At 46.4% G+C, this 26,907-nt stretch carries 21 protein-coding genes and 2 CRISPR repeat arrays; of the genes, 7 read left to right on the top strand and 14 right to left on the bottom strand.

The window, feature by feature from the left end:
* Positions 1–211 precede the first annotated feature (211 nt).
* From DKW60_RS08590 to DKW60_RS08575, 4 genes are all read left to right on the top strand, one after another.
* Positions 212–6,376: a CHAT domain-containing protein gene (locus tag DKW60_RS08590; RefSeq protein WP_109837248.1), complete on the top strand. Its 6,165-nt coding sequence runs from the start codon at positions 212–214 to the stop codon at positions 6,374–6,376.
* A 45-nt stretch (positions 6,377–6,421) separates the two neighbouring features.
* Positions 6,422–7,879 (top strand): hypothetical protein, encoded by a 1,458-nt coding sequence (locus DKW60_RS08585; protein ID WP_109837247.1) that lies wholly within the window; start codon positions 6,422–6,424, stop codon positions 7,877–7,879.
* A 980-nt stretch (positions 7,880–8,859) separates the two neighbouring features.
* Positions 8,860–9,102, top strand: coding sequence for an antitoxin (locus tag DKW60_RS08580; protein WP_109837246.1), 243 nt, complete (start codon positions 8,860–8,862; stop codon positions 9,100–9,102).
* On the top strand, positions 9,099–9,512 hold the full coding sequence (locus DKW60_RS08575) for a type II toxin-antitoxin system VapC family toxin (RefSeq protein WP_109837245.1): 414 nt from the start codon (positions 9,099–9,101) through the stop codon (positions 9,510–9,512). Before DKW60_RS08580 ends, DKW60_RS08575 begins: the two co-directional genes overlap by 4 nt.
* A 63-nt stretch (positions 9,513–9,575) precedes the next feature.
* Here the strand turns inward: DKW60_RS08575 and DKW60_RS08570 are convergent, their stop codons facing one another.
* From DKW60_RS08570 to DKW60_RS08540, 7 genes are all read right to left on the bottom strand, one after another.
* Positions 9,576–10,871, bottom strand: a complete 1,296-nt coding sequence (locus tag DKW60_RS08570; protein ID WP_109837244.1) for a vWA domain-containing protein — start codon at positions 10,869–10,871, stop codon at positions 9,576–9,578.
* Between the two features lie 18 nt (positions 10,872–10,889).
* Positions 10,890–11,933, bottom strand: coding sequence for an AAA family ATPase (locus tag DKW60_RS08565; RefSeq protein ID WP_109837243.1), 1,044 nt, complete (start codon positions 11,931–11,933; stop codon positions 10,890–10,892).
* A complete protein-coding gene (locus tag DKW60_RS08560; RefSeq protein ID WP_109837242.1) occupies positions 11,933–12,310 on the bottom strand; it encodes a S24 family peptidase in 378 nt (125 codons plus the stop codon). Before DKW60_RS08560 ends, DKW60_RS08565 begins: the two co-directional genes overlap by 1 nt.
* A gap of 318 nt (positions 12,311–12,628) precedes the next feature.
* Positions 12,629–14,053 (bottom strand): siroheme synthase CysG, encoded by a 1,425-nt coding sequence (gene cysG, locus DKW60_RS08555; RefSeq protein ID WP_109837241.1) that lies wholly within the window; start codon positions 14,051–14,053, stop codon positions 12,629–12,631.
* Positions 14,050–14,502, bottom strand: coding sequence for a hypothetical protein (locus DKW60_RS08550; protein WP_109837240.1), 453 nt, complete (start codon positions 14,500–14,502; stop codon positions 14,050–14,052). Before DKW60_RS08550 ends, cysG begins: the two co-directional genes overlap by 4 nt.
* Before the next feature lie 12 nt (positions 14,503–14,514).
* Positions 14,515–14,751, bottom strand: a complete 237-nt coding sequence (locus DKW60_RS24295; protein WP_245929642.1) for a hypothetical protein — start codon at positions 14,749–14,751, stop codon at positions 14,515–14,517.
* Between the two features lie 21 nt (positions 14,752–14,772).
* On the bottom strand, positions 14,773–15,879 hold the full coding sequence (locus DKW60_RS08540; protein ID WP_109837239.1) for a hypothetical protein: 1,107 nt from the start codon (positions 15,877–15,879) through the stop codon (positions 14,773–14,775).
* 248 nt (positions 15,880–16,127) lie between these two features.
* Between DKW60_RS08540 and DKW60_RS08535 the strand changes: the two genes are divergently transcribed.
* Complete coding sequence (locus DKW60_RS08535) at positions 16,128–17,510, top strand: aminotransferase family protein (protein ID WP_109837238.1); 1,383 nt, start codon at positions 16,128–16,130, stop codon at positions 17,508–17,510.
* A 127-nt stretch (positions 17,511–17,637) separates the two neighbouring features.
* Here DKW60_RS08535 and DKW60_RS08530 read toward each other — a convergent pair whose 3' ends face one another.
* The 7 genes from DKW60_RS08530 to DKW60_RS08500 all read right to left on the bottom strand — a co-directional run bounded on the left by DKW60_RS08530 (position 17,638) and on the right by DKW60_RS08500 (position 23,401).
* Positions 17,638–17,883 carry a transcriptional regulator gene (locus DKW60_RS08530; RefSeq protein WP_109837237.1) on the bottom strand — a complete coding sequence of 82 codons (246 nt, stop codon included), beginning with the start codon at positions 17,881–17,883 and terminating at the stop codon, positions 17,638–17,640.
* Positions 17,884–18,155: 272 nt separating this feature from the next.
* A CRISPR array of direct repeats spans positions 18,156–19,013; the repeat unit is 36 nt; unit sequence GTCTGGATCGTTACCTGATGAATAAGGTATTAGGAC.
* A 13-nt stretch (positions 19,014–19,026) separates the two neighbouring features.
* On the bottom strand, positions 19,027–19,866 hold the full coding sequence (locus tag DKW60_RS08525; protein WP_109837236.1) for a reverse transcriptase domain-containing protein: 840 nt from the start codon (positions 19,864–19,866) through the stop codon (positions 19,027–19,029).
* Positions 19,863–20,879, bottom strand: a complete 1,017-nt coding sequence (cas1, locus tag DKW60_RS08520; protein ID WP_109837235.1) for a CRISPR-associated endonuclease Cas1 — start codon at positions 20,877–20,879, stop codon at positions 19,863–19,865. The genes DKW60_RS08525 and cas1 overlap by 4 nt, the downstream gene beginning before the upstream one ends.
* A complete protein-coding gene (cas2, locus tag DKW60_RS08515; protein ID WP_109837234.1) occupies positions 20,876–21,214 on the bottom strand; it encodes a CRISPR-associated endonuclease Cas2 in 339 nt (112 codons plus the stop codon). The genes cas1 and cas2 (DKW60_RS08515) overlap by 4 nt, the downstream gene beginning before the upstream one ends.
* A gap of 67 nt (positions 21,215–21,281) precedes the next feature.
* A complete protein-coding gene (gene cas2 / locus DKW60_RS08510; RefSeq protein WP_109837233.1) occupies positions 21,282–21,566 on the bottom strand; it encodes a CRISPR-associated endonuclease Cas2 in 285 nt (94 codons plus the stop codon).
* A gap of 8 nt (positions 21,567–21,574) precedes the next feature.
* Entirely contained in the window at positions 21,575–22,285 is a 711-nt protein-coding gene (locus DKW60_RS08505; RefSeq protein ID WP_109837232.1) for a hypothetical protein, read from the bottom strand.
* 18 nt (positions 22,286–22,303) lie between these two features.
* The gene (locus tag DKW60_RS08500) at positions 22,304–23,401 is read right to left on the bottom strand and encodes a hypothetical protein (RefSeq protein WP_109837231.1); all 1,098 of its coding nucleotides are present in this window, start codon (positions 23,399–23,401) and stop codon (positions 22,304–22,306) included.
* A gap of 228 nt (positions 23,402–23,629) precedes the next feature.
* On the opposite strand from DKW60_RS08500, the gene DKW60_RS08495 reads away from it, so the two are divergent.
* Complete coding sequence (locus DKW60_RS08495) at positions 23,630–24,859, top strand: hypothetical protein (protein ID WP_109837230.1); 1,230 nt, start codon at positions 23,630–23,632, stop codon at positions 24,857–24,859.
* Between the two features lie 4 nt (positions 24,860–24,863).
* A complete protein-coding gene (locus tag DKW60_RS08490; RefSeq protein WP_146203454.1) occupies positions 24,864–25,460 on the top strand; it encodes a hypothetical protein in 597 nt (198 codons plus the stop codon).
* Between the two features lie 166 nt (positions 25,461–25,626).
* Positions 25,627–26,847: direct repeats of the CRISPR family, unit length 36 nt; unit sequence GTCTGGATGGTTACCTGATTAATAAGGTATTAAGAC.
* Positions 26,848–26,907: the final 60 nt, after the last annotated feature.

The following is a 26,907-nucleotide window of genomic DNA, read 5'->3' as shown; positions in this document are numbered from 1 at the left end:
TGGAATACCAGAAGCGTATCAGGATCACTTAATATTGGAGATGGCTGTGACTTGATATTGAGTGCTAATAAGCTATGCTTGAGGAATAGCTTGGTTATCGTTTATGGATGATTTATGACCGATTTATAATGATTATCTTCAGATAATTAGTTATATTTGGCAAATCAGTACCGTGTTCCCGCCCCTCATGTGACAAAGAGACGCACAGCCTATGTCTGATCAACACTCATCTTCAATCCAGTTTCTTCTGCCAGAAGGCAGTGCCAGCCGCGGTGTTGAGCACCAATCACTCGGTAAAGTATTGCCGAAAGTGCTCGGTGGCAGCACACGTTCAGCCGGAAGTAGCCGTGATCCTTTTGTTAACGAACGGGTGATTGATGTTGAGTCTGTCTTCGATGTAAGCGGTGCAGCACGAGACAGTGAGGCGAGCGTTAGTGAAAAAACGATCGAAGATAATCGTCTGCTGACACTGGAAGCCACCGATGGCACCACCATCATTATTCGTGCTGACAAACTAAAAGCGGATTTAAAACGCTTGTATCCGGACTCTGCTGTTGAGCCATCGGCTGATGGAACAGAACAGATTAATCTTAATGTGCTGCAAGATGAAGAGGCAGCAGCGCGGGGTATCGGCAACTGGATTTGGTCGACGCTGTCAGTGCTCAATATTAAACCGGATGGTTTGGTGGAAGCGGCGAAAGACAAAGCGCTCGAATTGCTCAAAGAAAAAGTGGGTGAAGAGTTTGAAAATCTGGCTCATGCCAGTGCATCGTGGGCGGGTGCTAAAGCTTTAATGTGGGCGATTGAATCGCGCTTAGATGGTGAGCCGGGACTGTACCAGTGGGGCACGCAGGCACAGATTCAGCAAAAGAATCGTGTGGATGCAGATAATGAATCTCTAGTCAAAGCAGCAGAGAAGAAGCAACCAATACTGGTATTCATTCATGGCACAGCCTCAAGCACTGTCGGGAGTTTCGGCAAGCTGCGCGAAGGCAATGATGAGGGTTGCTGGGATAATCTAACGCATGGCTTTGCCGGTCACGTGTATGGTTTTGAACATCGCACCTTCTCTGAGAGCCCCTTAGAAAATGCCATTTTACTGGCAAAAACACTCCCAAAAAACACCACTCTCTCGCTCATCACTCACTCACGCGGAGGCTTAGTCGGCGACTTATTGTGTATTGCTGAGTTTACTGACGACATGATTAGTCGTTTCCAGCGCAAGCCGGTACTAGAAGAAGACGGGGTGAATGAGGGTAGGGAGTCTGAAGAAAATACCAAATTACGCGAAGCCATCAGCAAAGAAGAACGCAAGCAGCTAAGACAGTTGCGCGATATTCTTAAAGAAAAAAACTTCACGATTAAACGCTATATGCGCGTGGCCTCGCCAGCCAGTGGAACGACCTTACTGGCGGACAACCTGGACTTGTTTTTGTCCAGTATGTTGTCACTCCTTAACTTCGGTATCGGTTTGATTCCTGCTGTTGGTACTGTGGGGGGGGCGACCTTGTCAGCCTTTCGTCGTATCGTGTTGGAGGTGGCACAAAAGCGGATCGATCCGCGTTTGATACCGGGTATTGAGGCCATGTTGCCAAGTTCACCAATGACTGTGCTACTGGCACAGGCAAAACGAACTGAAGGCATCGATATGGCGGTCATTGCCGGTGATGCGGATGGTGATAGTGGCGGTGTGCTGAAGCGAATCGCTGTTATGATGACTGACTGGATCATGTTTGACCACTTCGATAATGATTTCGTGGTGGATACTCAATCCATGCGCGCAGGTCTGGCACGACGCAATAAAACGCGCGAGTACTACGCCAAAGGTCAGCAGGTCAATCACTTTCGCTACTTTGAAAGACCGGATACTCGTCGTGCCTTGTGCAGTTGGATAACAACAGACAAGCCACAAGAACTCGCTACTTTCAGCCCCATTCCCACCGACTTCGAATTAAAGCTGGACGAGCCGCTGGAAGGCACTGTTGCGGTTGACCGCAGTGCCGTCAAGCTACCTGATGACGCACCCATTATATTTTACCTGCCGGGAATTATGGGAAGTCATCTGGAGATCGCCAAGCCAGAGCAAGGCAAGGGTGAGGGTGATCGGGTTTGGTTCGATCCTTTTGACTTGGCTGCCGGCGGTATTGGTCAGATCGTGATTGACAAGGAGAACGTCAGGGCAGAAGGCCTATTCCAACGCTACTACGGTGATCTGGAAAACCACCTGAGTCAGGAACATGAGGTCATTAGCTTCGCCTATGACTGGCGACAATCCATTAGAGAATCTGCCGCTGAATTGGCCAAGGTGGTTAAGAAACGCATTGATAAAATTCAGGATCAATCAAATAGGCAGGTCTGCTTTTTAGCCCATAGCATGGGTGGTCTGGTCGTGCGAACCATGATTGCGGCCAATCCGGATTTATGGAAAGACATCGCGACAGAACATGACGGTTACTTTGTAATGCTGGGTACGCCTAACAACGGCTCACATTCCATGGTTGAAAATCTCATGGGCAAGGGCGACTCGGTCAGAAAGCTGGCGGTACTCGACTTCCATCATGACCTTCAGGAAATCATCAGCATCATCGGTAGTTTTCAGGGAACCTTGCAGTTGCTGCCGCGTAAAGGGTTTAGTGATACAGGTCTGCAAGGGCTGGATAGCAAGCACTTAGCGCTGGAGAACTATGATCAGCAGAGTACTTGGGAAACCCTGCGCAAATACAATAGTGATCTCTGGTTCCGTTACAAAAAAGGTAAGTTAGGGTCTCAACCAACGCCGGATGATTTGGCCGAAGTCAAAGCCCTGTGGAAATTGCTGGAACGTCAGCATCAGGAAGGTGGATTCCCGTATGCGAACAAAGTGTCTTATGTGTTTGGTCTAGATGGTCACACGCCTTGCGGGATCAGTCATAAAGACGAGCGGCTATATATGCACGGCACAGTTCGCGGTGATGGTTCGGTTAGCTGGGACTCTGGTCGCCTCGAGTCACTGGCTGATGATCGCTACTGGTATATGCCGGTACCGCACTCTAATCTGACCAACAGCTCTGAGTATTTTGCAGCAATTACCGATCTGTTGCGCAAAGGTAAAACCACACAGCTCAGTGATAAACCGCCACGTACCCGCAGCAGTTCGGTTGCCTCTTATCGCTATGATGCCGGCCCGGTATTGCAACCGGGTGCTGAAGATATCGCCTTGTCATTCTTTGGTGGCAGACCTCATCGCAACCCGATTCCGGATACCACACAGGTTCTGAATGTTAGTGTGAAAGCGACTGACCTGCGGTTTGTGCAGAGCCCTCTAATGTGCGGGCATTACGTCAGTGATTCCATTGCAGGGGCGGAGCATCATATTGATTTGAATTTGGTGAATGGCGCCCTCAGACAACGTGAGCGATTGGGTGTGTATGCCGGTGAAATCGGTACCAGTACGATAGTGCTAAACCCTCGCACGACAGAAGATGTGAAGCGAGGAAGTGGTCGCGGAGCCATTATTGTTGGATTGGGTGATTGGAATACCATCACGGCCGATAATCTGACCAATACCGTGCGCGACGGTGTGCTGCAGTATCTGTTACATACCAGCGAATGCCAAACAGCACACGCTGACGCATTGGCCAGCAATGATAATAAAGGCATGACTGACCTGAAAATCTGCAGTCTGCTAATTGGTTACAACTCGACCACACACATCACGGTGGCCGCTTCAATTGAGGCGATTGTTCGGGGTGTCTGTGCGGCTAATCAACAGTACCGATACAAAAAGTCCAAGCAACAACCCGGCCGTGCCATTGGTAATCTGGAGTTTATAGAGTTCTATCGTGATACCGCTATCACGGCCGCTTACACCGTTCGCGACTTACCGCATCGCTTAGAAAAAGACCTCAAGCAGTTTGAAGCGCGTATCGTGCCTGAGTCAGAGTTGCAGTTCTTTAAAGGTATGCGGGAACGTCTGAGTGAACGCTCAACAGGCTCTGGTTATTGGTCGCGACTGATGGTGACCGATGCTGACCAATTAGATTCTCAGTGTCCGGCAGAGTGCTATGAAAGCAAACTGGTATCGCCGATTCCTAAGCAGGTGATGGATGCCGTTAAAAAGCAAATGGGCGCAGACAAGGATGAAGACCATAAAGGACTTAGTCATGCTACCCGTCCGCCCGTGGTGGCGGAGCGCCTGAAGTATGTGTACCTGTCAGAGCGGGCTAGGGCTGAGGCGATTAATCAGCAACGCCAGCCGGGACTGATTGAGGCATTGATTAAAGATGCAATTTCAGACCGTTATTATAATGAAGACATCTGCCGGACTTTATTTCAGCTAATGATGCCGGTTGATTTCAAATCGACCATGCGCCAGACCGAGCGTTTATTGCTGGTGCTGGATGGCTACACGGCGAATCTGCCGTGGGAAATGCTGCAAGCCGATGATGAGCCGCTGGCTCAGAAAGTAGCCATGGTACGTCAGTTGGTATCTACCCGATTCCGTCAAAATGTGATTGCTAGCACTGATCAGAATGCTTGTGTGATTGGTAACCCTTCAACCGCCGGATTCCTTCACCATTTTGATACTAACCATGAACCGGACAAAGATAGCGATGGCAGTCTGACCTCACTAACAGGCGCCGTTAAAGAAGCCAAACAAGTGACGGATACTCTGGTCAATCATGAGTATCAGGTTGAAAAACTGTATCCCCATCAGGAAAGCGATCCGGCTCATCACAGTGCGCTGGATGTGTTCAACGTGTTATTTAAAAAGCCTTATCGTATTCTGATGATTGCAGCGCATGGTGAAGTGAATATCCGCAGTCGCAACGACGGCAAGTTACGCACCGGTGTAGTGTTATCGGATGGAGTAATGCTGACCGCTGCTGAAATAGGGCAGATGGAAGTTGTGCCAGATTTGGTATTCCTGAATTGCTGCCATCTGGCCAAGACTGATGGTTCAGCAAATGCCAGCTACAATCGCCTGGCTTACAGTGTGTCGCGTGAGTTGATAGAAATGGGCGTGCGCTGTGTGATTGCGGCAGGCTGGGCGGTTGATGACCGAGCGGCTTGTACCTTCTCTGAAACCTTCTTTGAGCAATTCGTTGGTAAGGGTATTGCTTTTGGTGATGCGGTATTTGAAGCCCGAAAGAATACCTACAAAATGCATCCCAATTTAAACACTTGGGGCGCGTATCAAGCCTATGGTGATCCGAACTATGTGCTCAAAGCTACCGAGGACACCGCTTATGACGATAGCAGCTGGATGCCAGTGGCGCCGCAGGAGTTAAGCTCCCAACTGACCAGTATCGGGGTTGATTTAGAACATAAAACAGCGACCTCAGAGCCTTACAGTTTTGAAGAGCTGTCCAGAAATATTGAGCAGCGTTTGGCTAAAGTCCCTAAGGAATGGATAGACCGGCCGAGCACACAATATCAACTGGCAAGCCTATACGGCAGCATTCTTCCGGAAGGTTTCGCGCAAGCGCGACAAGCCTTCCAGCGAGCGATTCATGAGCGTGACTTTGATAAGCGTGTGCCGATCGAAGCGGTGCAAAATCTGGGAAATCTTGAAGCCAAACAGGCCGAAGCCTTGTCGTCAGAAGCGAAAAAACTTGAAATTGAAATCAAGCAAGAAACCAATGAAGACACTAAAAAGCGTTTGCTGGCGTTAAAGAATCAAAATACCGATGAATCCAACCGACTAATCGATCAGGCAATAGAGCGATTAAAAGGACTGCTTAATATCACCCAGGAAATACATGAGTTAGCTGGGATGAGCGAGAGCAATGCCAGTAATGGCGCAATCAATACCGAGCGCTATGCCTTGCTCGGTAGTGCCTACAAACGCAAAGCCGTCATCCTTTCAAGAAAGCAAAGGCCGAGTTGGAATAAGATTACTCAAATGCTGAATCTGAGTAATGAGGCTTATCGCAAGGCAGAAGGTGTTTCCTTTGACTATAATTTTGATCCATATGCCATGATTAATCATCTGCAACTCAGTGGTTTGTTGGGCGAGGAAGTAAAAAACTATCGCCAGCTAGTGGAGAAAGCGCAGGAAGCATCGCGTCGTAGTTTCAAGAAAAAGCATAGTTTCTTTGCCGCGGTCATGGTTGCCGATGCTGAGGTTGCGCTGTTCTTACTCGATGATTTACCTGACGATGTTGATAGGGATAGGGATACGGATGAGCATGCCGAGCGATTACTGTGTTTATACAAAGAGTCCGTGCAGGATGTACCGAGAAGCAACCGGCAGTTTTCGTCAGCCGTGGAGCAGCTACATTATTTAAGTGATTTTCTTAAAAAGATTAAACCCAAAGGAGGAAGCAGTAAGGCCGATAATAGCTACAAAGCCAAAGTACTGGCGGCAGTTGCTGTTGGCTTAGGTAAGTTGTGAGAATTTAAAAACCAATGATTTAAAGCGCGAGCAAGGGAGATTCAAATGTCAGATCAAAAACGACAAGATAAGATAAATGCATCGCTTCAGGAGTTTCTAAAAGATTCAGTAGCCTTTATGAATCAGCATCCTGCAAAGATGGATGCCGACGGTGAAGTCGTCGAAGGTTGCAGTCTGTTTTCTGAAAAAAATGTAGAGCAAATGGACTATATTGCGATACGCGATGGCTTCCGCGCCATGTTGTCAGCGGGTGAGGACATGGGTGCACGGGCCGCTTTTCAGTCCAATGACTTAGCACAAAACTTAGTGGATGAGCTGCGCTATAAAGACCTTGAGTCTATGGAAAGTGCGAATCTCACCGAGGCCTCATTAGGCGAGTCGCCTTGGTCCGATGACTACTGGGCGCTTTACACAGGCGTATTAGGTAAGCGTTATGCGGATCCTGAATTTCCTGCCTCGTCTGATTGGAAAGAAAACTACGATTACGTCGCAGCAAACCGACCGGACAAAATACTTCAGTCAGGCAGTGCCAGTAAAATTGACAGACTGTCGCCTTCAGAAAAATACGATGCTTTAGTCGGTGATAAGAATTATAGCCTTACCCGCGCCATGTGGGCAGAAGGTCAGGGTTATTACGAGCAATACGGTGAAGTCGAATCATGGATGGGTATCTGCCACGGCTGGGCACCGGCAGCTTACATGTTGGATCGCCCTCAAAAAGCCATCAAAGTCAGAGCAGCCGATGGCACAACCATCACGTTTTACCCTGCGGATATCAAAGCACTCGCCTCATTACTATGGGCAAAGGTGATGCCGCGTACCAAGTTTATTGGTGGTCGCTGTAATGAGAAAGAGCCAGCGCAGGATGAGAATGGTCGTGTGACGTCTCAGGAAGGCTTTGATACTAATCCTGGCACCTGGCATATGTCTGTGGTGAATCAAATCGGCCACTCTAAGCGCAGTGTGGTGCTGGATGTGACCTACGACTATGAAGTGTGGAATCAGCCGATTCATGCTTATACCTATCGCTATTTCAATACGGAATCATTTACTTACGCCAACTCACTGGCAGAGGCCAAAGTGCCGATGAGTGGTCTGTCGAATGATCGTTTCAGCAAATATCGTAGCAGCAATGCGCGTAGTCTGGTTGGCATTCATATGGAGCTGGCTTATGTGGTGGAGACTGATCCCACACAAAACACACCAGACACGCCAGAGAATGATTTGATTCAAAAGGTGGATTATTACTACGACCTTGAGCTGGATGCGAATGACGAGATCATTGGTGGTGAGTGGTATATGAATAAGCATCCCGATTTCTTATGGACGCCTAATGCAACCGCCAAAGCGGTGACACGGTTTGATGCGCATGCCACGGGTAGTTGGGCTGCTAATGAGTCAGTACCTGCACATTGGCAAAATGCTGCGAAACAGGCTTCAATCTCAGACAGTTCACCTCTGGCAGCAATTGTTGAGCGCTTGATTGAACTGTCCCGTCAGTAGTTGATGGATTGACTGCTATGTCTGTATCTGCTGATTAGCCTTAGCTGGTTTGCAGTTACAGACAGTTATCTATGCAACAGCCAGATGCAAAAAACGCCCTTTGCCGGGGGAAGCAGAGGGCGTATCAAATGAGATAATGCTTATTTATCTCGGGGGCTTGCTGGTAAATTCTGAATAAACTATGTCTTTAAAGTTCGTGCCCTTCACCGGGGTAAGATCAGGGCACTGCTTGGGGACAGGGGTATAGTTCTTATTGTTATCGTTTTTATTATTGTAGGTCTGTCGTTGCTTGTGATTATTAACTTGCAATGTGGATGCCAACTTTTAATATTTAATCCTAAGTTGTTGTAAAATAGATATTAATCGATCATTAGATGTTTTTCTGAGAGACGGAATTACTGACAGAATAAGGTCAGTTGTTGACACAACGCTGTGCCATTGTCACTGAGTGACTAATTTTGAAGAGGGATTGTCACACCTCATTGGAGTCTGTAAATCTTGCTGTGTAAATGTCATCCTGAGTTTATAGATAGTTTGTCAGTTTATTCTCAAACCAGACCATAAAATGATCGAGTGATAGTTTTCAATTTCGAATAGGCATACTTAAATCACCAGCTTATGCCTTCGTAAAGCCACATGCTAGAGCAGAACTTGAAGAGACCTAATTCTTACCTTAAAGCAAGCTACTAATGTCACTCCACTCCTTATTCTTCACCATAATATACTGGCACTTTCCAGCAGACTGTTCTGCCCATAGCTTTCCAATTTTCCGGTCTGATTCGGCAGCCTTCCAGCGATCACCACCTTTGTATTCAACAATTAAAATGCTTCCTTACCAATCCAGTTGAGTGTGGGCATTTCTGTTTTCCTGTTTCATTTTCGAGAGTTTGGGCTACGGTATTATGTCACAAAGTTGCAACTTGCTTTCTTTAAATAGTAAGCATATGCTAAAGACATATGTCGCATTATAGGAGTTAGCAATGCAAGCTTCAAACACTGAAAGAAAAGTCAGCCTATTTCGAAATGGTCGTAATCAAGCTATCCGCATTCCAAAGGAGTATGAGCTGGAAGGCTCAGAGGCAGTCATTCGTCGAGTGGGTAATACCTTGGTGATAGAACCTGTAACCAAGCCTACTTTGCTAGAGCTATTAGCATCACTTGCCCCCATGGAAGAGTCAGTGCCTGAGATTGATGATTTACCACTGGATGATATCGACCTATGAGCAAGCAATACCGCTATTTGTTAGATACCAATATTATTTCCGACCTAATGAAAAACCCACAAGGCAAAGTAGCAAAGCGTATTGTACAAGTCGGTGAGGAAGCTATCTGCACGAGCATTATCGTTGCTGCTGAATTGGAGTTTGGTGTCCAGAAAAAAGGTTCTGTGAAGCTGCAAGAACGATTATCAGTGATTCTTTCTGCAATTGATGTGTTAGCGTTGGAAAAGCCAGCAGAGCAGAAGTATGGGCAAATTCGTCACGCGCTTGAAAAGCAGGGCACGCCCATTGGTGGTAATGACTTATTGATTGCTGCTCACGCACTATCTCTTGGTCTTTGTGTTGTTACCCGAAATGTACGTGAGTTTGAGAGGGCTGATGGCTTGGAAGTGGAGAACTGGTTAGATCTTTAAGGTCAGTAAACAAAAGGCCAAGTAGCTTTTTGATTCGGGCAATATAGGGCGAAGTTGAGCATGTTAATGAAACTGAATTCGCTGACCCCAAGGCACGTCACCTTTACCTTTGACTAACCAAAGTACCGGATAATTAGGCTCATACTGCGGGAAGGTTCCTAAGGCATCGGTAAAGTACACCAGCGCATCGGGCTGCTGATCCTGCCTATTCAAACACTCGAACACCGGTTTAAAATCGGTACTGCCGCCGCCGGCGATTTGTTGTGGCAGTTCCACCATTTCCCAAGGCTCAAATACCATTGGAAATCCTTCGATAATATCCGCATCGCAAACTAGTAAAGTGATTCGTGCACGAAGCTGCCCCTTCAGGGCATTCATCTCAGCGACACACTGGTTTAATTCCTTATCACTCACCGAGCCGCTGACATCCAGTGCAATGGCTATATTGATTTGCGAGCTTTTTAAGGTGGGATAAATCGCTGGGTCACCCCGGCGTGAAGAAGGGCGCTGATAGCTATAATCATCCCGCGCTGTCGCACTCAGGTATTGTGCTAACAAGGCTTGCCAGGGGAGTAATGACTGGCGCTGTTGTTCTATTAAACGCTTTAAAACTGCACTGAGTTTACCGGATTGTTCCGCTTGCTGGGATGCACTGGCTAGACGTTGTTGCCATTGAAGACTTAATTGCTCTGCCTCCGCCTGATCCAGTGGAGGAGGCGGTTTGTCTTTACCACCAGCGGATTCATCGAACGCTTGTTTAGATGCACCGCTATTGCTGTCACTGTCTTTATTATCAGCAGGTTTATCTGGTGATTGATTTTTCTTGGACGGCTGATCATCCAGTGGATTGTCATCCTGATCTTGTCCACCTTCCTGAGTTTGATCCGGCTTGTCGTAAAGATGCTGATCCATCGATTCAGACATATCATTGTCATCAATCAGCGGGTAGATTTCTTCAGCGCTCATACCTTCATATTGTGGCAGGACCATCACACCCGGTGGCGGTTTCAATCCTTCTGCCAGCAGAATCGGGTTAATAGCGTAATCACAAGCTAAGTCCCAACGATGCTTTACGCGATGCTGACGACGAGAAAAGTGTGACAATCCACAATGTAGTGCCTCATGCGCAAGTACAAACTGCAACTCATCTGCACGCAACTCTTCGATGTACTCTGCATTGTAATACAGCTTGCGGGCATCAGTCCCCGTGGTTGGACACCACGCAGGATTAGCCGCCTGCAGCGGTAAGCGCAGCACTAATGTCCCGAGAAACGGCTTGTCCAGAATCAGTTTGGTGCGGGCAGCACTGAGTTTGTTTTCGATTTGTTGGCTGCGTTGGTCGTTAGTGGAATCAGTCATCAGCAGATCATCACAGACTTAGTGATACAACAATATCTCACCAATGGCCTCCGCCCAGTCTGCAAACTCCGGCTGAGCAAAAATCTCATCGCCCACTGCACGCAGTAAATCTGACACCAGCATCACGCCCATTTCCTTTTGCGGAAACGCTGAGGCGTAATTCAAAATATTGCCATAGATTTCAGAAGCAGGCAGCGAGGATTCAGCACGCGTTGCACGACTTATTAATGCACTAGCCACTGCATATTGCAGGTCAATCGACACCGGAGCAGGAACGCGCTCGCCGCGTAAAATCGCGTCAATATCCGGCATTGAGGTCAGATTATCCAGATAAGCCTTTAGTTCAATTCCCGCGGTTCCGCCCACACAAGCCTGCAGTGAACCCAGTAACACGGATGGTGTTTGGTCAAACTTCTGCAGAGCACGATGAGCAAACTCCCAGGAACGAGGTGAGGGGAAAGCCACTGGATTGTGCGCCGGATCAAAATCAAATAATAACTCTGGCCTGAAACGTAAAAAGGCGATGATCCGCTCATCAATACCATAGGAATAGGCCCAGCTTACCCAGTCATCCAGATTCAGATCTACCTCATAATGCGAGAAGCGATTGGCCAGTGGCGCAGGCATGGTATAACTTACACCACGGTCACCCTGACGGTTACCCGCTGCAAAAATCGCCCAGCCGTTTGGTACTTCATATTCCCCCAGACGACGATCCAGAATCAGCTGATAAGCTGCTGCCGATACGCTCGGTACAGCCGAAGTAATCTCATCCAAGAATAAAATGCCTTGTGTGCCATGCCGCTCGGTATCCGGTAGCATTGCCGGAATCGCCCACTCCACCGCATTCCCCTCACGAAACGGAATACCGCGCAAGTCACTTGGCTCCATTTGCGACAAGCGAATATCAATCACCGGCACATTATGCCTCGCTCCAATTTGTGTAATGATTTGTGACTTACCAACGCCCGGTGGCCCCCACAACATCACAGGCGTATGCGTGTCTTGCTGCGCACCCAAAAACTCCTGATCCAGCACTGTATTGAGATGAGCAGGGCGCATTAGTAGTAGCTCTTGTGATAGCTGCGTTTCTTGCCAGCACGTTGAGTGATTACCCCTTCGATCTGTTTAACGCCGGATATCTCAAAGGTTTCATACAGGTCATTCAATGGCGCGAGATAATAACGCTCATCGATAATGCGTAGCTGACGAAAAATGTATTCACCCTGATTGTCTTTGGCAAACACATACGCACCGTCACGCGCGACACCGGTCGGGTCGATAATGATAATGCAGCCTGCATCAAACTCCGGTTCCATGCTGTCATCAATGGCTTGCAGTGCAAATGGCTCGGATTCGGAACAACTACTGCCCTGACTCATCTCCTGAGCAATATCCGGCTTGAATGCCTCCTGTATTGATATTTTGGTTTCTTGCATGTTTCCCTCCTGAGATTCGTGTTCCTTTGGATTTGGTCGCGCTGGTTCGGTACTTTGTTGCCTTCCCCGACTCCCTTCGCTCGTAAGGTCTCAGTCAACAAAGTACCGAACCAGCGCTAGTGTAATTTGGCGTCGCACGAAGCTCAGAACAGGTTTACATCAAGAGTACTGTTGCTGAGATTGGTGCTATGAGCTAAGCAAAACTACCCCGCCGCGCCCCACAAAGCTTCCAGCAGGCTGTCGGGATTATGATTGCGAAGTCCTTACGAGCGCAGGGAGTCGGCGTAGCCATCATAATACCGTCAGCCTGCCAACCACCTAACTCTGATGAAGGCTGAAGTCGCTGTCTTTGACATGGCGCTCCGGCTCATACCAGTGCAGTTTGTCATGCAGCTTCACGACTTCACCAATGATTGTTAATGTCGGCGCCCGAACACCGCTTTCAACCACTTTCTCAGGGAGCGTGGCCAGTGTTGCGATGTGTACGCGTTGGTGGCGAGTCGTGCCTTTTTCAATCAAAGCCGCTGGCATATCCGGTGACATCCCATGTGCCTGTAATTGTTTACTAATTTCTGCGATACCAGACAGTCCCATATAAAATACTAAGGTCTGGTTGAGTTGGGTCAGATGTGGCCAGTCCAGATTGACCGTGCCGTCCTTTAGATGACCTGTCGCAAAGGTGACGGATTGCGCGTAGTCACGATGCGTTAGTGGAATACCTGCGTAAGAGGAGCAGCCGGAGGCAGCGGTGACTGCAGGCACTACCTGGAACGGTACGCCATTGTCGGTGAGTGTTTCAATTTCTTCGCCACCACGACCAAAGATAAACGGGTCACCACCTTTTAGACGCAGTACGCGTTTACCTTGCTTGGCTAGATCCACCAGTAGGTCATTAATCTTGTGTTGCGGCACGGCGTGATCATCTTTTTGCTTACCCACATACAAACGCTCAGCGTCTGGATTCGCCATGTCTAAAATAGGTTGGGATACCAGACGGTCATACACCATGACATCGGCACGCTGCATTAAACGCACCGCTTTAAACGTCAATAAGTCCGGGTCACCGGGGCCGGCACCGACCAGATACACCTCACCCATGGGATCTTTATCCAGACCTTGCTCCAGCATCTCATCTAAACGGGTACGGGCGCTGCCTTCTTGTCCTGCATAAACCAGCTCAGAGACGGGGCCGTGCAGGGCGTTTTCCCAAAACTTCTTACGCTGCACCTGCTTCGGGAAAAAGCGTTTAACCTTCTCACGATACTCCTCCGTAATACCCGCCAAACGTCCGCAGGCAGAGGGAATCAAGGTTTCCAATTGAATGCGTAATTGTCTGGCAAGCACCGGAGAGGCACCACCGGTAGATACCGCGACCAGCACCGGCGAGCGATCTAATACCGACGGCAACACAAACGTACACTCATCGGGCTCATCAGCCACATTCACTAATTGATCGCGTGATGTGGCGAGTGCTGCGACAGCGGAGTTGACCTCACGATTATCCGTGGCGGCAAACACCAAAAATGCTCCCTCCAGATCGCTTTCAGTGTATTCACGCGGTAAGTAAGTAATGGACTCTGCGGCGAGGTATTGTTTTATTTCTTCAGTAATCTGCGGAGAGACAACTGTGATTTGTGCACCTGCTTCTAACAAATTACCGATCTTGCGACTAGCCACTGGCCCACCACCAATCACTACGCACGGCTTGTTTCGAATACTGACAAAAATCGGGAAATGCTTCATGTGTGTTTATCCTGACGGCGCTTACGCGCTCTATAACTTGAAATGCTCTGGATTAAGTCCTGATAAGGAAACTCATCCGGCTGTTTATATCGCTGCAAAGCACCTTGCAACGTAGCGTGAATATTAACAGAATCATCAGCCGTCGCGGAGACTAGTCGATGTAAACCAATCAATCCGCCAGCCTGAACCTGCAGCTCTTTATTATGTGGCAACGGGCCATCAACTAATACCGATTTCAAAGCAAACCGAGCGGATTGACGAAGGTTATCCAGAACGGTTTTACACAAAGCAGGGCCGTCAGCCGCTTCGCATGCCACACCCTCACGTGTCGCCAGTAAAAACTTGCGTTTTTCTGAGCAATCGCAGCGTTGATTAATAATGGCCTTTTCAAAGGCACAACGCTGTGGATTAAGCGCGTGATAAGTCTCCCGGAACTGATCTTCATCCATGTTCAGTCGGGCCTACTTTTCCCATTCCATAAGCACTGGCTTTTCCCGTTTTTCCATGAGCATTTCTTCGGCTTGCAGTTGATTGGCAGCGTGTACCATCCGCACATCAATGCCGCTACCCGGTGGGATTTGAGCGCGTAGACTGCGGGTAAAAGTACGGGCTTGTTTGTACTCTTCAAACGACTCCTGATATTCAAGGTTCTTCATGATCGGAGTCGGTTGAGTAATTTTAAAAACATAGTAAGCCATGATCGTCCTCGTGTGTGTGTGTCAGTGGTTTGTTAGTATATCAATTTTTTCTAATAAAGGCTCAGTGAGCGGGGCTAAGCGTTTACGCATCACGGTACCCACGGAGTCATTACCACCAAAAATGGGGTTGAGCGTATGCTCGCCGACCATCGCCAACAGGAGTCCGGCCTCAAGCAATGTTTGTTGTGACTCATTGATTGTGTCACGCAGTTCAGCAAGCTCAGGGTACTCAGCACTGACCGCGTCAATGTCGATGTCGTTAATATCTCGCACACCCCGGTCAGGTTTGGCAGGGCAGTCAAAGCGCTGATCAACCGCATGAAACAAAGCCACCACCACATCCGGATCAACCGGCTTTTTGAGGGCTAAGGCAAGCAGCTGTAACCAGGCTTGTCCCGCTGCTGAGAGTTGATAAGCAAACACCTTGGCAAACGCATTGCCCTCTGCCAGCTGCGTTGCCAGCAGGGCAGTTAGCGTCTCATAGGTTGGTGAGTCAGTTGCATCAAGTGGAATCTGCCGCGCCTCTGCAAAGGTAAATCCGACATAAAAAGGATGACGCCGCTTAGCCCGTCGCCACAAACTCAAGCGCTGTGTTTCGTCCAGCAACTCACCCTGCAAACACGCGCGCACCATGTACACAATATTCACTGGTGATTCTTCAAACGGCAAAAACTCCATCAGGTGTGCGGCCAGTGCCTTGCCCAAGTCGCTTTCATAGACTTCAGCATACTGCAGCAAACCCATTGCCACCTCTGTCGAAGGATTCGCCCACCACGCGCACTCCGCAATATCCAGCGTCATATCTGGGGCGTGAGACACCGCAACAATTGCTTCAGGCTCACCCAGTAACAGCATCTGTTTGAGATTGTTTTTGATCTGGCCAATACGCGTCCAACGTTTCATAAACACCGGATAACCTGCCGGAGAGCCAGTCGCTTTGAGAGCCAGTAACTCACGCACCCAACGCAAATACTGCTCATCACGCACGGTTGGGTTGAGCTGAACCGTTGCCTCACCGCGCTCAGTCAGGCCCACCACCGTCAAGGTGTTTTCATTGATACGAATCGCCCGCAGTGGTTGCGCCAGCAGCACATTGAGTCGCAAATTGTCTTCGTTACACAGCTCCATTCGGGCTCTCGTTGAGTACTTCTTTATTAGAAATGATGATATACGAAGTGTCGCCGATTTGCGGTAACCCTCAATAGATAGTGCAGGCAAAACGCTTGGCCTAAGACTTGGGATAACGCTGGTTCTATGGGCGGAGTAAATAGCACGGTTATGCTATCGAGTATATTCACCAAGTGCGCGCCTGCTGTGAGCCACACAGATTGGGCCGTTACCATCGTTTTTCGCGTGTAGTACGCCGAGGATTTGACATGACAAATAACAGACCAGATATACTGACCCAACAAGCGATTGAGGCCGACGGCGCTCACATGTGGCACCACCTGACACAACACCAACCCTTAGACGGCAAAGCACCGTTGATGGTCGTTGAAGGCAAAGGCATGCGTGTCTGGGATGCGTCGGGACGTGAACACTTAGATGCCGTGTCCGGTGCGGTGTGGACCGTTAATGTTGGCTACGGCCGCGAGAGTATTGCTAAAGCCGTGTATGACCAGCTAATAAAAATGAATTACTTCGCCAACTCTGCGGGTAACGTACCGGGTGGGCTGTTTGCCGAGCGCCTGATTGAAAAAATGCCGGGCTTGTCTCGCGTTTATTATTCAAATTCAGGTTCTGAAGCCAATGAAAAAGGCTACAAGCTGGTACGCCAATTAGCCGCGTTAAAAAACGACGGTAAAAAGCACAAGATCTTATACCGTGATCGTGATTACCACGGCACGACCATTACTGCGCTTAGTTCGACTGGTCAGCTACAACGTAAAGATCAATACGGACCATTCACCCCGGGGTTTGTGGAAGTGCCACACTGTATGGCTTACCGCTCACCGAATGGTGATGATCCTGACTTTGGGGTACAAGCGGCCTGTGAAATCGAGAAGGTGATTCTGCGTGAAGACCCCGACACCGTCGGTTCGATCATACTTGAACCAATTACCGCAGGTGGCGGTGTGATTCCACCACCGGAAGGCTACTTTGAAACCGTTCAGGAAATCTGCGCTAAGTATGGTGTACTCCTGCATATTGATGAAGTGGTCTGTGGCATGGGGCGTACCGGTAAATGGTTCGGTTATCAACACTACGGTGTGAAGCCAGATATCGTCACCATGGCTAAAGGCGTGGCCAGTGGTTATGCCGCGATCTCGGTCACTGCAACGACCGAAGCATTGTTTAATGAATTCCTGCATGCACCGGCTGAAAAAATGAATTACTTCCGCGATATCAGTACCTTTGGTGGCTGTGCGGGTGGCCCGGCGGCAGCGCTTGAGAATCTACGCATTATAGAAGAAGAGAATCTTCTGCAGAACGTAACTAACATGGGCGAGTACTTTATGGGTCGCTTTGCTGAGCTTCAGGATAAGTATCCTGTGATTGGTGATGTGCGTGGTGTGGGTCTGTTTATGGGACTGGAACTGGTTAAAGATCGCAAGAGCAAAGAACCGGTTGATGAGTCGGTGACGGCAGGTGTGGTTGCTGACTGCATGCAGCAAGGTGTGATTATTGGGCGCACTAATCGTAGCTTTGAGACGTTTAATAATACGCTTTGCTTTAGTCCGGCTCTGATTTGTACGAAGGATGATGCGGATCAGATTGTTGAGGCAGTTGATAATGCCTTGGCTAAGGTCGTGCTGTAAGCGCGTTACCTTGTAGATCGAGCGGCCACGTTTTAATCTCTCAAACACAAACTTCGTTTGAATCGATTTGAGAGATTAAAGCGTGGCCTCTCTGGTTTTGGTTTGTCAATTAAAAAATTTTGACATGCTAGCGTTTATTTCTTGCGATAACGTCGGCAGTGGTAACCTCTACAAACTCACTTCGTGGCGCATTCATTCCAGGCAATAGCTCTTTCTTAAGAGCAGTCCAACTGTGATTGTTTTGGCGCGCTATATGTATTTGAATTAGATCACAGAGATACTCGCTAGCAGTTTCATACAGTCCTTCTTCAGCGGTTTGTGTGCGAGTAAATTTCTTTAATCTACCTGATATTTTTACCTTTGCTTTTAACATATCATCGTTACCTCATTTGCCCTTTATGAAGTTAACAAGAAGATCTACAATAATACAAGCAAGAGAAGTGACCGAGATAATGCGATAGGTCATTGAATGGGGCTGGCTTGTGGTTTTCTGTTGTATAAATTGTGTTCATTTAGTAGCATGGAATAGGAAGTTTGGATGAGAGTATCAAGCCAAAAAAACACTAAGTGTCGTATATCTCTTTTGATATATAAAAAAGGCAGCTGTAAGTCTTTGACTGAGATGAGTTTTTGGGAAGTGACAGGGTCTGGATCGTTACCTGATGAATAAGGTATTAGGACCGTTTCCATGAATTTCTTTAAAAATTCACGGTGTCTGGATCGTTACCTGATGAATAAGGTATTAGGACGTTGGCGCCGTTTGATACTCTGACTCAGGAACGTCTGGATCGTTACCTGATGAATAAGGTATTAGGACTGCCTTGGCTTGAATAGTGCTACCTCCATCACAGTCTGGATCGTTACCTGATGAATAAGGTATTAGGACCCAACATAATGTGGTGCTTCAGCAGAAACAGCGTCTGGATCGTTACCTGATGAATAAGGTATTAGGACAGAGGAAAAGTTAAAAATGTAAAAGCTGCTAAAGTCTGGATCGTTACCTGATGAATAAGGTATTAGGACAATCGTGGTTCACCATTTGGCTCCACAAAATAGTCTGGATCGTTACCTGATGAATAAGGTATTAGGACAAATAAAACCCGGTGATTTCGCCGCATAAAATGGTCTGGATCGTTACCTGATGAATAAGGTATTAGGACAAGACGGCATATTCAGCTACTTCATCAATACTGCGTCTGGATCGTTACCTGATGAATAAGGTATTAGGACGAATTAAGTTGTGATCCTCATACTTGATCATGTCTGGATCGTTACCTGATGAATAAGGTATTAGGACGATTCCCCAGTATTGGGTTTTCCCTTCAGCAAGGTCTGGATCGTTACCTGATGAATAAGGTATTAGGACCTCTAGCATTGCACTAGAGAGGAGGAAACCAAGGTCTGGATCGTTACCTGATGAATAAGGTATTAGGACGACCTGAATAGGTCCTTCGTATAGAGTAAATTGTCTGGATCGTTACCTGATGAATAAGGTTGACCTATCCAATCCAGACAGCTACTCACTTGGTTTAGGTAACTTTTTTCCCAAAAAAACCAACTTGGGGCTACTACGTGCAACACAAGTTTTAAGCGGGTGTAGCTCAAGTCCTAGCTGGTTCAAACGTTGCTCAGCAAAGTCCTTAGCACGTAAGGCATTACTTTCACTATTCGTGAACAACAAAAAGTCGTCAGCAAACCTTACAAACGGAATATTGGCTCGTGTCAAAGCGATGTCGAATTGGTGGAGATAAAGATTACAAAACAGTGGTGATAAAATCGCTCCTTGCGAGATACCTTTGCGAGTGCCAAGCAAACTGCTCTGATGTGCCCCTGCTTTGAGCCACTTTTCAATTAGCAGCATTGCTTGTTTATCGGATACAAACTGCTTCAAGATTTTGATTAAAATTCTGTGAGGGATGTTGTCGAAGAAGCTGGTGATATCAGCATCGACCAGCCAGTCCTGACCAATTCTGATTCGCTCTCTCACCTTAGCCATTGCCATATCAACACTACGTTTCGGGCGGTACGCGTAGCTGTCGTCATGAAACATTGCTTCTGCGCGCGGCTCAAGCACCGTCAGCACAGCGCGTTGTATGAGTTTATCTTGCAAATATTGGGCAGATATAATTCGCTGCCTGCCGTCGGGTTTTTTAAGCGGAAATTGCCGTAGAGATTGAGGAGAGTAGCGACCATCTAATACCTGCTCACGTGACTCCAAAATATATTTCAGTAAATGACTCTGTAGCAGATCACGGCTGACTGTTGGTGACCAAGGAGTATGTTCTATCTTGAGTCGTCTCCAGCTTAGATTCAAGACCTCTGGTGACATCGCTTGTTGGAGAATACTTTGTTTCATACATCCACCGCATGGTTTTCTTTGAGTAGTTCACGCCACTGCATAATCTGACCATTAATGACTTCTCGTATTTCAGCCCGTGGCCAATCGATGATAGATTCGACAGTCGCATCATCATTGAGAATAGGGCGCGGCCACTCGTAGCGGTACTGAGACCATGCTTTAAAAAATAGCGGGCGACTTGCTTTGCTGAGGCGGCAACCTTCCTTTTGTCGGTAGTAAAAGCTGCTATCGTCAAGCGGGGCTTCGGCTAACCACTGGAGCGCAAAACTGTCTACTGCAGAGCGAAAGATTTCGACAAAGTCTAAAACCAAAGACTCCCTACCCGGCGTGTCCTGATGAAGAAAACCCAGAGATGGATCAAAACCGGAAGCAAGCAACGATTGATTCACCTCCGAGCTGACTAAGGTATAGCATAAAGACAATAGTGAATTCAGCGGGTCACGAGGAGGGCGACGGTTCCGTCCTGCAAATTTCCAGCGATACGGCAATGAATGCGCAAGCAATACAAACCAAGCATGTGCCAGTTGACCTTCCAACCCCATAAGACTCGAAACCGAGTTGGCTTCATCGAGTCGTTTTAAGGTATCTGATTGTTGATTTAAAAAACCGTTCAGGGCTTCCTGTTCAACGTCGTAGTGGTTAGTCAACGTTTGTACTGACAAAGCATAGCTTTGAAATTTTAATCTCACAAAATATCGGGCATGAATCAGTGATAACCGATCACTAGATGCATCACTATGTTGCATACGTCGGAATGGTAATTGTGTTGCAAGACTGCCATGTAGAAAAGCCGCTTTAGGCGCTCCACGTGCTGACATTATAACCATAGAAACAGACTCATCTGCTAAGTAACGCCAGACATTGCTTTCCACCATTGCATTACCAAATATGATGACTTGCTCCAACTGCTTTATAGGCACGCGCTGCAGTCTCTCACCTTTGCGCTCGATGCGTAGACTACCTGTTTCATAGCGAAGCACGGTATCGCGTTTATCAAGAATCAGCATCATGACAACCACCCAAACAGGTTGTTTACCCACGTTGGTGTTTTTCGTTTACGTGATCTCTTTTTCTTACCCGCATACAAGTGTTGAAAAGCTGAGGCTTGCTTTCCCGCAGCCCACAATGTATCGGGGTGGAGCACCGGATAAATACGAACATCGTCATCTCTGATATTAATCAGTTTTTCCAGACTGCTTTCCAAGTACTTGAGATACTGGGCATCGGCCTTTACCAAGAAAACAGAGTTTTGTAAGGCGATGGATTTCTTTTTCAGAAAATAATGAAGCCGACGTAGCCGCTTCGGTTCGCGAATGTCATAGGCGATAATGTACCAAGATTTCATAGCTCACCTTTAAGCTTAAACAGGGTGCTATTAAGCACCCCGTTGAAAATAATGTTAGTCTTGTTCACTAACCTAAATACCAAGCAGGAGCCTGAAAGCCAGCCCCTGTATTTTTTGTTAGTAGCTTTACTGTGTGGCGCTTATCGAGCCAAGCCAGTAGCAGAGTATCTTCATCTTCATTGATTAAATCCGACAGCTGAATAAATAGTTCTTCAGCTTCACGCCGGGTAAGCTTGCACTCAAACAAGGAGTACTGACTATCCAGACTCCATGCTTTGAGGCAACGGAACACCTGACGTCTCCGCTTATTACTGGCAATGTCGTAAGCAATAATTGCTGCTTTACGTTTCATTGCACCACCTATTTAGCCCACTTTTCTCTCAGTTGAGCTTCCATGAATTGGTCAACCACATCATTGATTCCGAATTCATTTTCATATTCCTCATCGGTCAATTCGACCGTTTCAGAAATAGGCTCAGGGGCTTCTCTGGTCGATTGGACTGGTTTATCTTGGCCGTGACTAATGTGCTCGCTAATAATGCTGCGAAACTCATCCATTAGCTGATCAATCGTATCTAGAAAATCATCTACTGACTTTTCAAGGCGTTGCTTCTCGCGATGTTTTATAGCGTCACTTTTATAGTCCTTTAGACGCTCAAAGCGATCATCCATATCTTTCAGGAAATCATCAGCCAGGCCATTCATACGTTGTTCAACTTGGCTATACACTTCACCAAAATACTCAAGACGCTGTTGTCGCAGATGCGTTTTTCCTGTGACTAAAACATGGTTGCAAGCCTCTTGAATGGAGTGAAGCTTTGTTTCAAGAACCATGTTTAGTGCTTGTCGCCTGTGCTCAAAACCTTGTGACAGCTCTTGCACCATGTGGGTCTGCACTAGCTTCCTTTCTGATCGATTAAGCATGGGGAAGGGCGCTTGGTTGTGCCGCTGAATTGCATTGATCACTTGCTGATCGTTGCTATCACCAGAGCGGACAACATCATCTGGTGTGTTGTAAGTTCGGCGGCTAGGGTTTGTACCGATATGACGGTTTGTTGTTTTCTGTTTCATTGTAGTGTCCTCATTGGGTTATTGGGCAGGGTTAGCTCGCATGTATTCATTGGCTTTATCCATCACGTTATCAGCGGTTCGGCGTATTTTATTCACCGCTTCTTTGTGCCTGAGTTCATCTTCTCGGACTTCCTGATCAAATTCAGACTGCATAATGTCATTGCTAAGGTCGGCGGCATGAGTTGCTTTAAGCGCCGGTAGGATGGATAAGGTTATTGTGTTGAATGCCAGCAATATGCCGATTTCCATCAACAGACTAATCAGTAATGAAAATGCAAAGACAAACTGTAGTGGCATCACTTGCGTACCCGATACTGATTTTACGACCTTGAGAAACGATACGATCCGGCTATCATTAGCTCTTTCATCCTCAGCAAAGTCATTCACTTGAATCGCATTATGAGACGCAGTAGCTGCCAAATAGGCGCTCTCTTGTTTCTCTTCAAGTGCGGCAGTCAGACGCTTAGCCTCCAGTGAATAAGCCGCCTTATTGTTTTCTAGTAGTTTCTTTAGCTCAGTATCTCGAAGTGCTTTTTCCTTATTTAGGCGACTCTCAATTTCCGCGTAGCGAGGGCCTTTAAATGTACCATTGACAACATTGTTCATCTCGAGATTGAGCTCTTTTTGTATCACCGCAATGCGGTCTTTGAATCGCTCATCAAGATGCTCGTATTCAGACTGCAATGACTTTTGCAGAGTCGCTAACTTGGTACTGTTCTGTTTTTCTATACGAGACAGATATTTGTTGAGCTGATTTTCTTGTCGTTTCGTTTCCGATTCACGAACTGACTCTAAGTTTGGCCGATCAAGGTTGTCTGATAGGAAAAGTAATGAACAAAGCATCGATAACAGTACTAGTCCCATTCGAAAGACATTTGAGGTAAGTCGAACTGAGCCGGGATAGTGAGTCATCGGTTGGTGACTCATATAACGGTGCCAGATGATGGCGACTGCTTTTCCAAGCTCCAAAGAGCCAGCTAATAACAACGCCAACATGGGGGTGGCAATGAATGCTTCCAGCACTTGCTTTTCGATTAGAAATGACACTGTAAACAGGCAGATGCCTACCAGTAACTGAACAATCCAGCTGAGTCTAAAAAAGTGTATCGAAATCATCTTTGCGTCCTCTTGAGTGCTATAACAGGGGATGATTAGGATGATGCTTTAATGATTTCGATTAGAGAATTGACAGTTTTTTAAGAAATTGTTGATATCAAGAAATGCTCTGAAAATTTGTTGATGGTGTTTTTTTGATCTCAGATCTATAGTTAATTCACTACTAAAAAAAGGAATATGCAGCGTGCAGACGTGACAGTTGAATAAAAACGACAGGAGGCGGTGACTATGTTATCAATGAAGAGAATTGTTCATGCCATGATCAATGCAGAGTTTAGTGATGGTCTTGGCTTAATGATGTCTCATGGGGAAATGGCGTATTTGGATGCGCCGGGTACTCTCAGAACTGCTTTGGAAAAAGCCAGAGCTTGTATTGAGTTTCTTCCTTGTTCTGATGTTTCTCAGTTTAAAATTCAGGATATTGATGAACACGAACCCTTTTCAACACGTCGTGAAATAGCTAGAGCCTGCAAGCAGTTACTGTCTATGAAAGTGCCTCACGGGCAAAGCCACTGGGGAGTTAGTATTACACCTTCCATTGAACGTATGTTGATGAATAAGACACACCTTCTAATTGATTGCATACACAAAGAGGCTGATCGTGCTGCTTATTATTACAAGCAAGCAAAGTTTGTAGAGGTCGAGTTCACGCGTTATGTCGGTCATCTTGTATCAGTTGCGATTCAATTGCTACCTAGCACTAAAGGTGAGTTGATCAGGATTTATAATGAGATCTGGTTAAAGCGGGAACGTGATCGTTATTTCCCGTCGAACCAAAGCCAAAAACAAAAAGATATTTTTCATCAGAAGTGCCTGAAATTGATACATGAGTTAGAAAGTGACGATCCGCCACTTTCTATTTCGTCCTTGACAACACTTGAGCCGAGTGGATTAGCTGCCATTCAGCGTATCCATTGGGAGGCTAGCTTCTTACGTTATGGGAAAATCACATCTGCTGCTCAACAAGCGGCATTTCGTGCCTTTGTAAATCTCAAAACAATGGCTGAAGGCCGCAATAGTGATGAAAGTAAGTATCTTAATGAAACTATTCTGGAGATTGTCGAAGATGTGGAGTTGTCTAACTATTGGCTACGCTTGTTGAATGATGAGATCCAAACCTATCAGCAATTAACGTGTTTGGACTGGAGTCGGTTGGAAGGTGTTAGTACTCGCAAAGTTAGTCGACTGGTTGAGGTTACTTCTGAATACGTCAAGGCCAGCAATGAAGTTCATCTTCGTATGGGCTTGCTTAGATTATTACTTCCGCTTGTTGAGTCTTGGGTGCTGTGTATTCTGCTGGAACGCAAGCTCAAGAAAGCATCAATTACCCGGCATATTTCTGCGGGTCTCAAAGAATTGAAAGAGCATGTTGAATATACGCAACCTGACCTGCTCGATACGTTTGATCAACTTAAACAGTTTGCTCGTCCTTACGGCAAAGGGAGCAATAATGGATAATACGATGAATACAAAAGTATGGTATGCAGATGATGCTAGCAATGACAAGTATGTGACTTGCATGGCGTCTATGATGGAGCAGATTCGCTCACAGGGTGTGAGTGTGGCCTGTAAATGGCTTGAGGTAACGGGCAATCTTGAGCTTAAGAAACGCTTCACATTGCGACGTCGCTATTGGCTGTTAACCGTGAGGTTACGTTATGCTGAGTGGATTGGCAGTGAGGTACATATCTCAGAGATTAGAAAAGTCATACGTCAGTTGCTTATTCAGGTTGATGACCCATGCACCTTGAGGATGTATAGAGCGCTGGAAATTGCTTGTTACTTATCACTATACCGGGTCAGTGACGGACGTGTTGTTCCTATCTTTCAGCAATACCATCGGCAGTTGCTGGTAATCATTGATGATTTAATGGCTATCCAGCATGATAAAGTGCCCGGCAAGTGTTTTGTTGAAGACTGTAGTAGGGTGTTTGATATTATTGCTGACATTGAGAAAATTTGTGCCAGTAAGCTCTATGAAAGACAACAAAAAAAGGCAGCTAAAAAAAGTGGTTCGGTGCTTCCTTATGATGCCTCGCAAGGTAGATCAACGGGCTAGTTTGTGTTTTTATGTTGTGGAAATAGTGTTCATTTAGTAGTATAGAACCGGATGTTTTAATGAGAGTATCAAGCCAAAAAAACACTAAGTGTCGTATATCTCTTTTGATATATAAAAAGGGCAGCTGTAAGTGTCTGATACCATCGTTTTTTTGGAAAGTGGCAGGGTCTGGATGGTTACCTGATTAATAAGGTATTAAGACAAGTCAAAATAACTCCAAGCCCTAATTGCTTAATGTCTGGATGGTTACCTGATTAATAAGGTATTAAGACTTTGGGTATATCTCTTTTGCAGAGGCATTTTTGTCTGGATGGTTACCTGATTAATAAGGTATTAAGACTTCATAAATGAACGCCATAATGAAATTCGACGGTCTGGATGGTTACCTGATTAATAAGGTATTAAGACGACACTCAAAGAATTTTTAAGAAAGGAATCACCGTCTGGATGGTTACCTGATTAATAAGGTATTAAGACATTGCTAACAATGTTGATATGATAAAGCTTACAAGTCTGGATGGTTACCTGATTAATAAGGTATTAAGACCAAGGCCATTAACGAATAATGCAACAGTGAACCCGTCTGGATGGTTACCTGATTAATAAGGTATTAAGACCATCTTTAAAACATGAGAATCTCCATTCCCATTTGTCTGGATGGTTACCTGATTAATAAGGTATTAAGACATCCCCGCCGCAACGAGGATGCAAAATGGATCTGGTCTGGATGGTTACCTGATTAATAAGGTATTAAGACGGAACTCCCGGTGTCGGACCACCTGGTCTAACTGTCTGGATGGTTACCTGATTAATAAGGTATTAAGACTTACTTATTCAATACCCTTTTTTTAAAATTTTCAGGTCTGGATGGTTACCTGATTAATAAGGTATTAAGACAATACGCATCCAATTACAATAAACATGCCTCGCCCGTCTGGATGGTTACCTGATTAATAAGGTATTAAGACCACACTATTATTAGTGCTAATAAAGAATTTTTAAAGTCTGGATGGTTACCTGATTAATAAGGTATTAAGACGCCCTTGCATCTCATATTTATCCATTGAGATGGTCTGGATGGTTACCTGATTAATAAGGTATTAAGACTTTCAAAAACATTTCGTTCTAAAATCAATGGAGCGTCTGGATGGTTACCTGATTAATAAGGTATTAAGACATTAGAAAATGCGATTGCTCCAACTGTAAGTCCTGGTCTGGATGGTTACCTGATTAATAAGGTATTAAGACAATCGCAACTGTTCCGTTACACCCCGCAGGTATAGTCTGGATGGTTACCTGATTAATAAGGTATTAAGACAAATATAAGGTCTATCTTGGCATTCTAAATTCTGTCTGGATGGTTACCTTATTAATAAGGTATTAAGACGCTGAAGCAGATACTGATACAACCAAAAGAAGAGTCTGGATGGTTACCTGATTAATAAGT

Origin of the sequence: Leucothrix pacifica (genome assembly GCF_003172875.1) — a bacterium.
GTDB lineage: Bacteria > Pseudomonadota > Gammaproteobacteria > Thiotrichales > Thiotrichaceae > Leucothrix > Leucothrix pacifica.
The sequence above is the reverse complement of the archived record's forward strand: the minus strand, read 5'-3'. Positions and strand labels throughout refer to the sequence as shown.

What these genes read in the sequence shown, in the direction of transcription:
- cas2 (WP_109837233.1), bottom strand. Translation starts at nt 21,566, where the DNA reads ATGAAACGTAAAGCAGCAATTATTGCTTACGACATTGCCAGTAATAAG.
- DKW60_RS08505 (WP_109837232.1), bottom strand. Translation starts at nt 22,285, where the DNA reads ATGAAACAGAAAACAACAAACCGTCATATCGGTACAAACCCTAGCCGC.
- DKW60_RS24295 (WP_245929642.1), bottom strand. Translation starts at nt 14,751, where the DNA reads ATGGCTTACTATGTTTTTAAAATTACTCAACCGACTCCGATCATGAAG.
- DKW60_RS08580 (WP_109837246.1), top strand. Translation starts at nt 8,860, where the DNA reads ATGCAAGCTTCAAACACTGAAAGAAAAGTCAGCCTATTTCGAAATGGT.
- DKW60_RS08550 (WP_109837240.1), bottom strand. Translation starts at nt 14,502, where the DNA reads ATGGATGAAGATCAGTTCCGGGAGACTTATCACGCGCTTAATCCACAG.
- DKW60_RS08575 (WP_109837245.1), top strand. Translation starts at nt 9,099, where the DNA reads ATGAGCAAGCAATACCGCTATTTGTTAGATACCAATATTATTTCCGAC.
- DKW60_RS08570 (WP_109837244.1), bottom strand. Translation starts at nt 10,871, where the DNA reads ATGACTGATTCCACTAACGACCAACGCAGCCAACAAATCGAAAACAAA.
- DKW60_RS08490 (WP_146203454.1), top strand. Translation starts at nt 24,864, where the DNA reads ATGAATACAAAAGTATGGTATGCAGATGATGCTAGCAATGACAAGTAT.
- DKW60_RS08585 (WP_109837247.1), top strand. Translation starts at nt 6,422, where the DNA reads ATGTCAGATCAAAAACGACAAGATAAGATAAATGCATCGCTTCAGGAG.
- DKW60_RS08590 (WP_109837248.1), top strand. Translation starts at nt 212, where the DNA reads ATGTCTGATCAACACTCATCTTCAATCCAGTTTCTTCTGCCAGAAGGC.
- DKW60_RS08500 (WP_109837231.1), bottom strand. Translation starts at nt 23,401, where the DNA reads ATGATTTCGATACACTTTTTTAGACTCAGCTGGATTGTTCAGTTACTG.
- DKW60_RS08525 (WP_109837236.1), bottom strand. Translation starts at nt 19,866, where the DNA reads ATGAAACAAAGTATTCTCCAACAAGCGATGTCACCAGAGGTCTTGAAT.
- DKW60_RS08530 (WP_109837237.1), bottom strand. Translation starts at nt 17,883, where the DNA reads ATGTTAAAAGCAAAGGTAAAAATATCAGGTAGATTAAAGAAATTTACT.
- cas1 (WP_109837235.1), bottom strand. Translation starts at nt 20,879, where the DNA reads ATGATGCTGATTCTTGATAAACGCGATACCGTGCTTCGCTATGAAACA.
- cysG (WP_109837241.1), bottom strand. Translation starts at nt 14,053, where the DNA reads ATGAAGCATTTCCCGATTTTTGTCAGTATTCGAAACAAGCCGTGCGTA.
- DKW60_RS08535 (WP_109837238.1), top strand. Translation starts at nt 16,128, where the DNA reads ATGACAAATAACAGACCAGATATACTGACCCAACAAGCGATTGAGGCC.
- DKW60_RS08565 (WP_109837243.1), bottom strand. Translation starts at nt 11,933, where the DNA reads ATGCGCCCTGCTCATCTCAATACAGTGCTGGATCAGGAGTTTTTGGGT.
- DKW60_RS08560 (WP_109837242.1), bottom strand. Translation starts at nt 12,310, where the DNA reads ATGCAAGAAACCAAAATATCAATACAGGAGGCATTCAAGCCGGATATT.
- DKW60_RS08540 (WP_109837239.1), bottom strand. Translation starts at nt 15,879, where the DNA reads ATGGAGCTGTGTAACGAAGACAATTTGCGACTCAATGTGCTGCTGGCG.
- cas2 (WP_109837234.1), bottom strand. Translation starts at nt 21,214, where the DNA reads ATGAAATCTTGGTACATTATCGCCTATGACATTCGCGAACCGAAGCGG.
- DKW60_RS08495 (WP_109837230.1), top strand. Translation starts at nt 23,630, where the DNA reads ATGTTATCAATGAAGAGAATTGTTCATGCCATGATCAATGCAGAGTTT.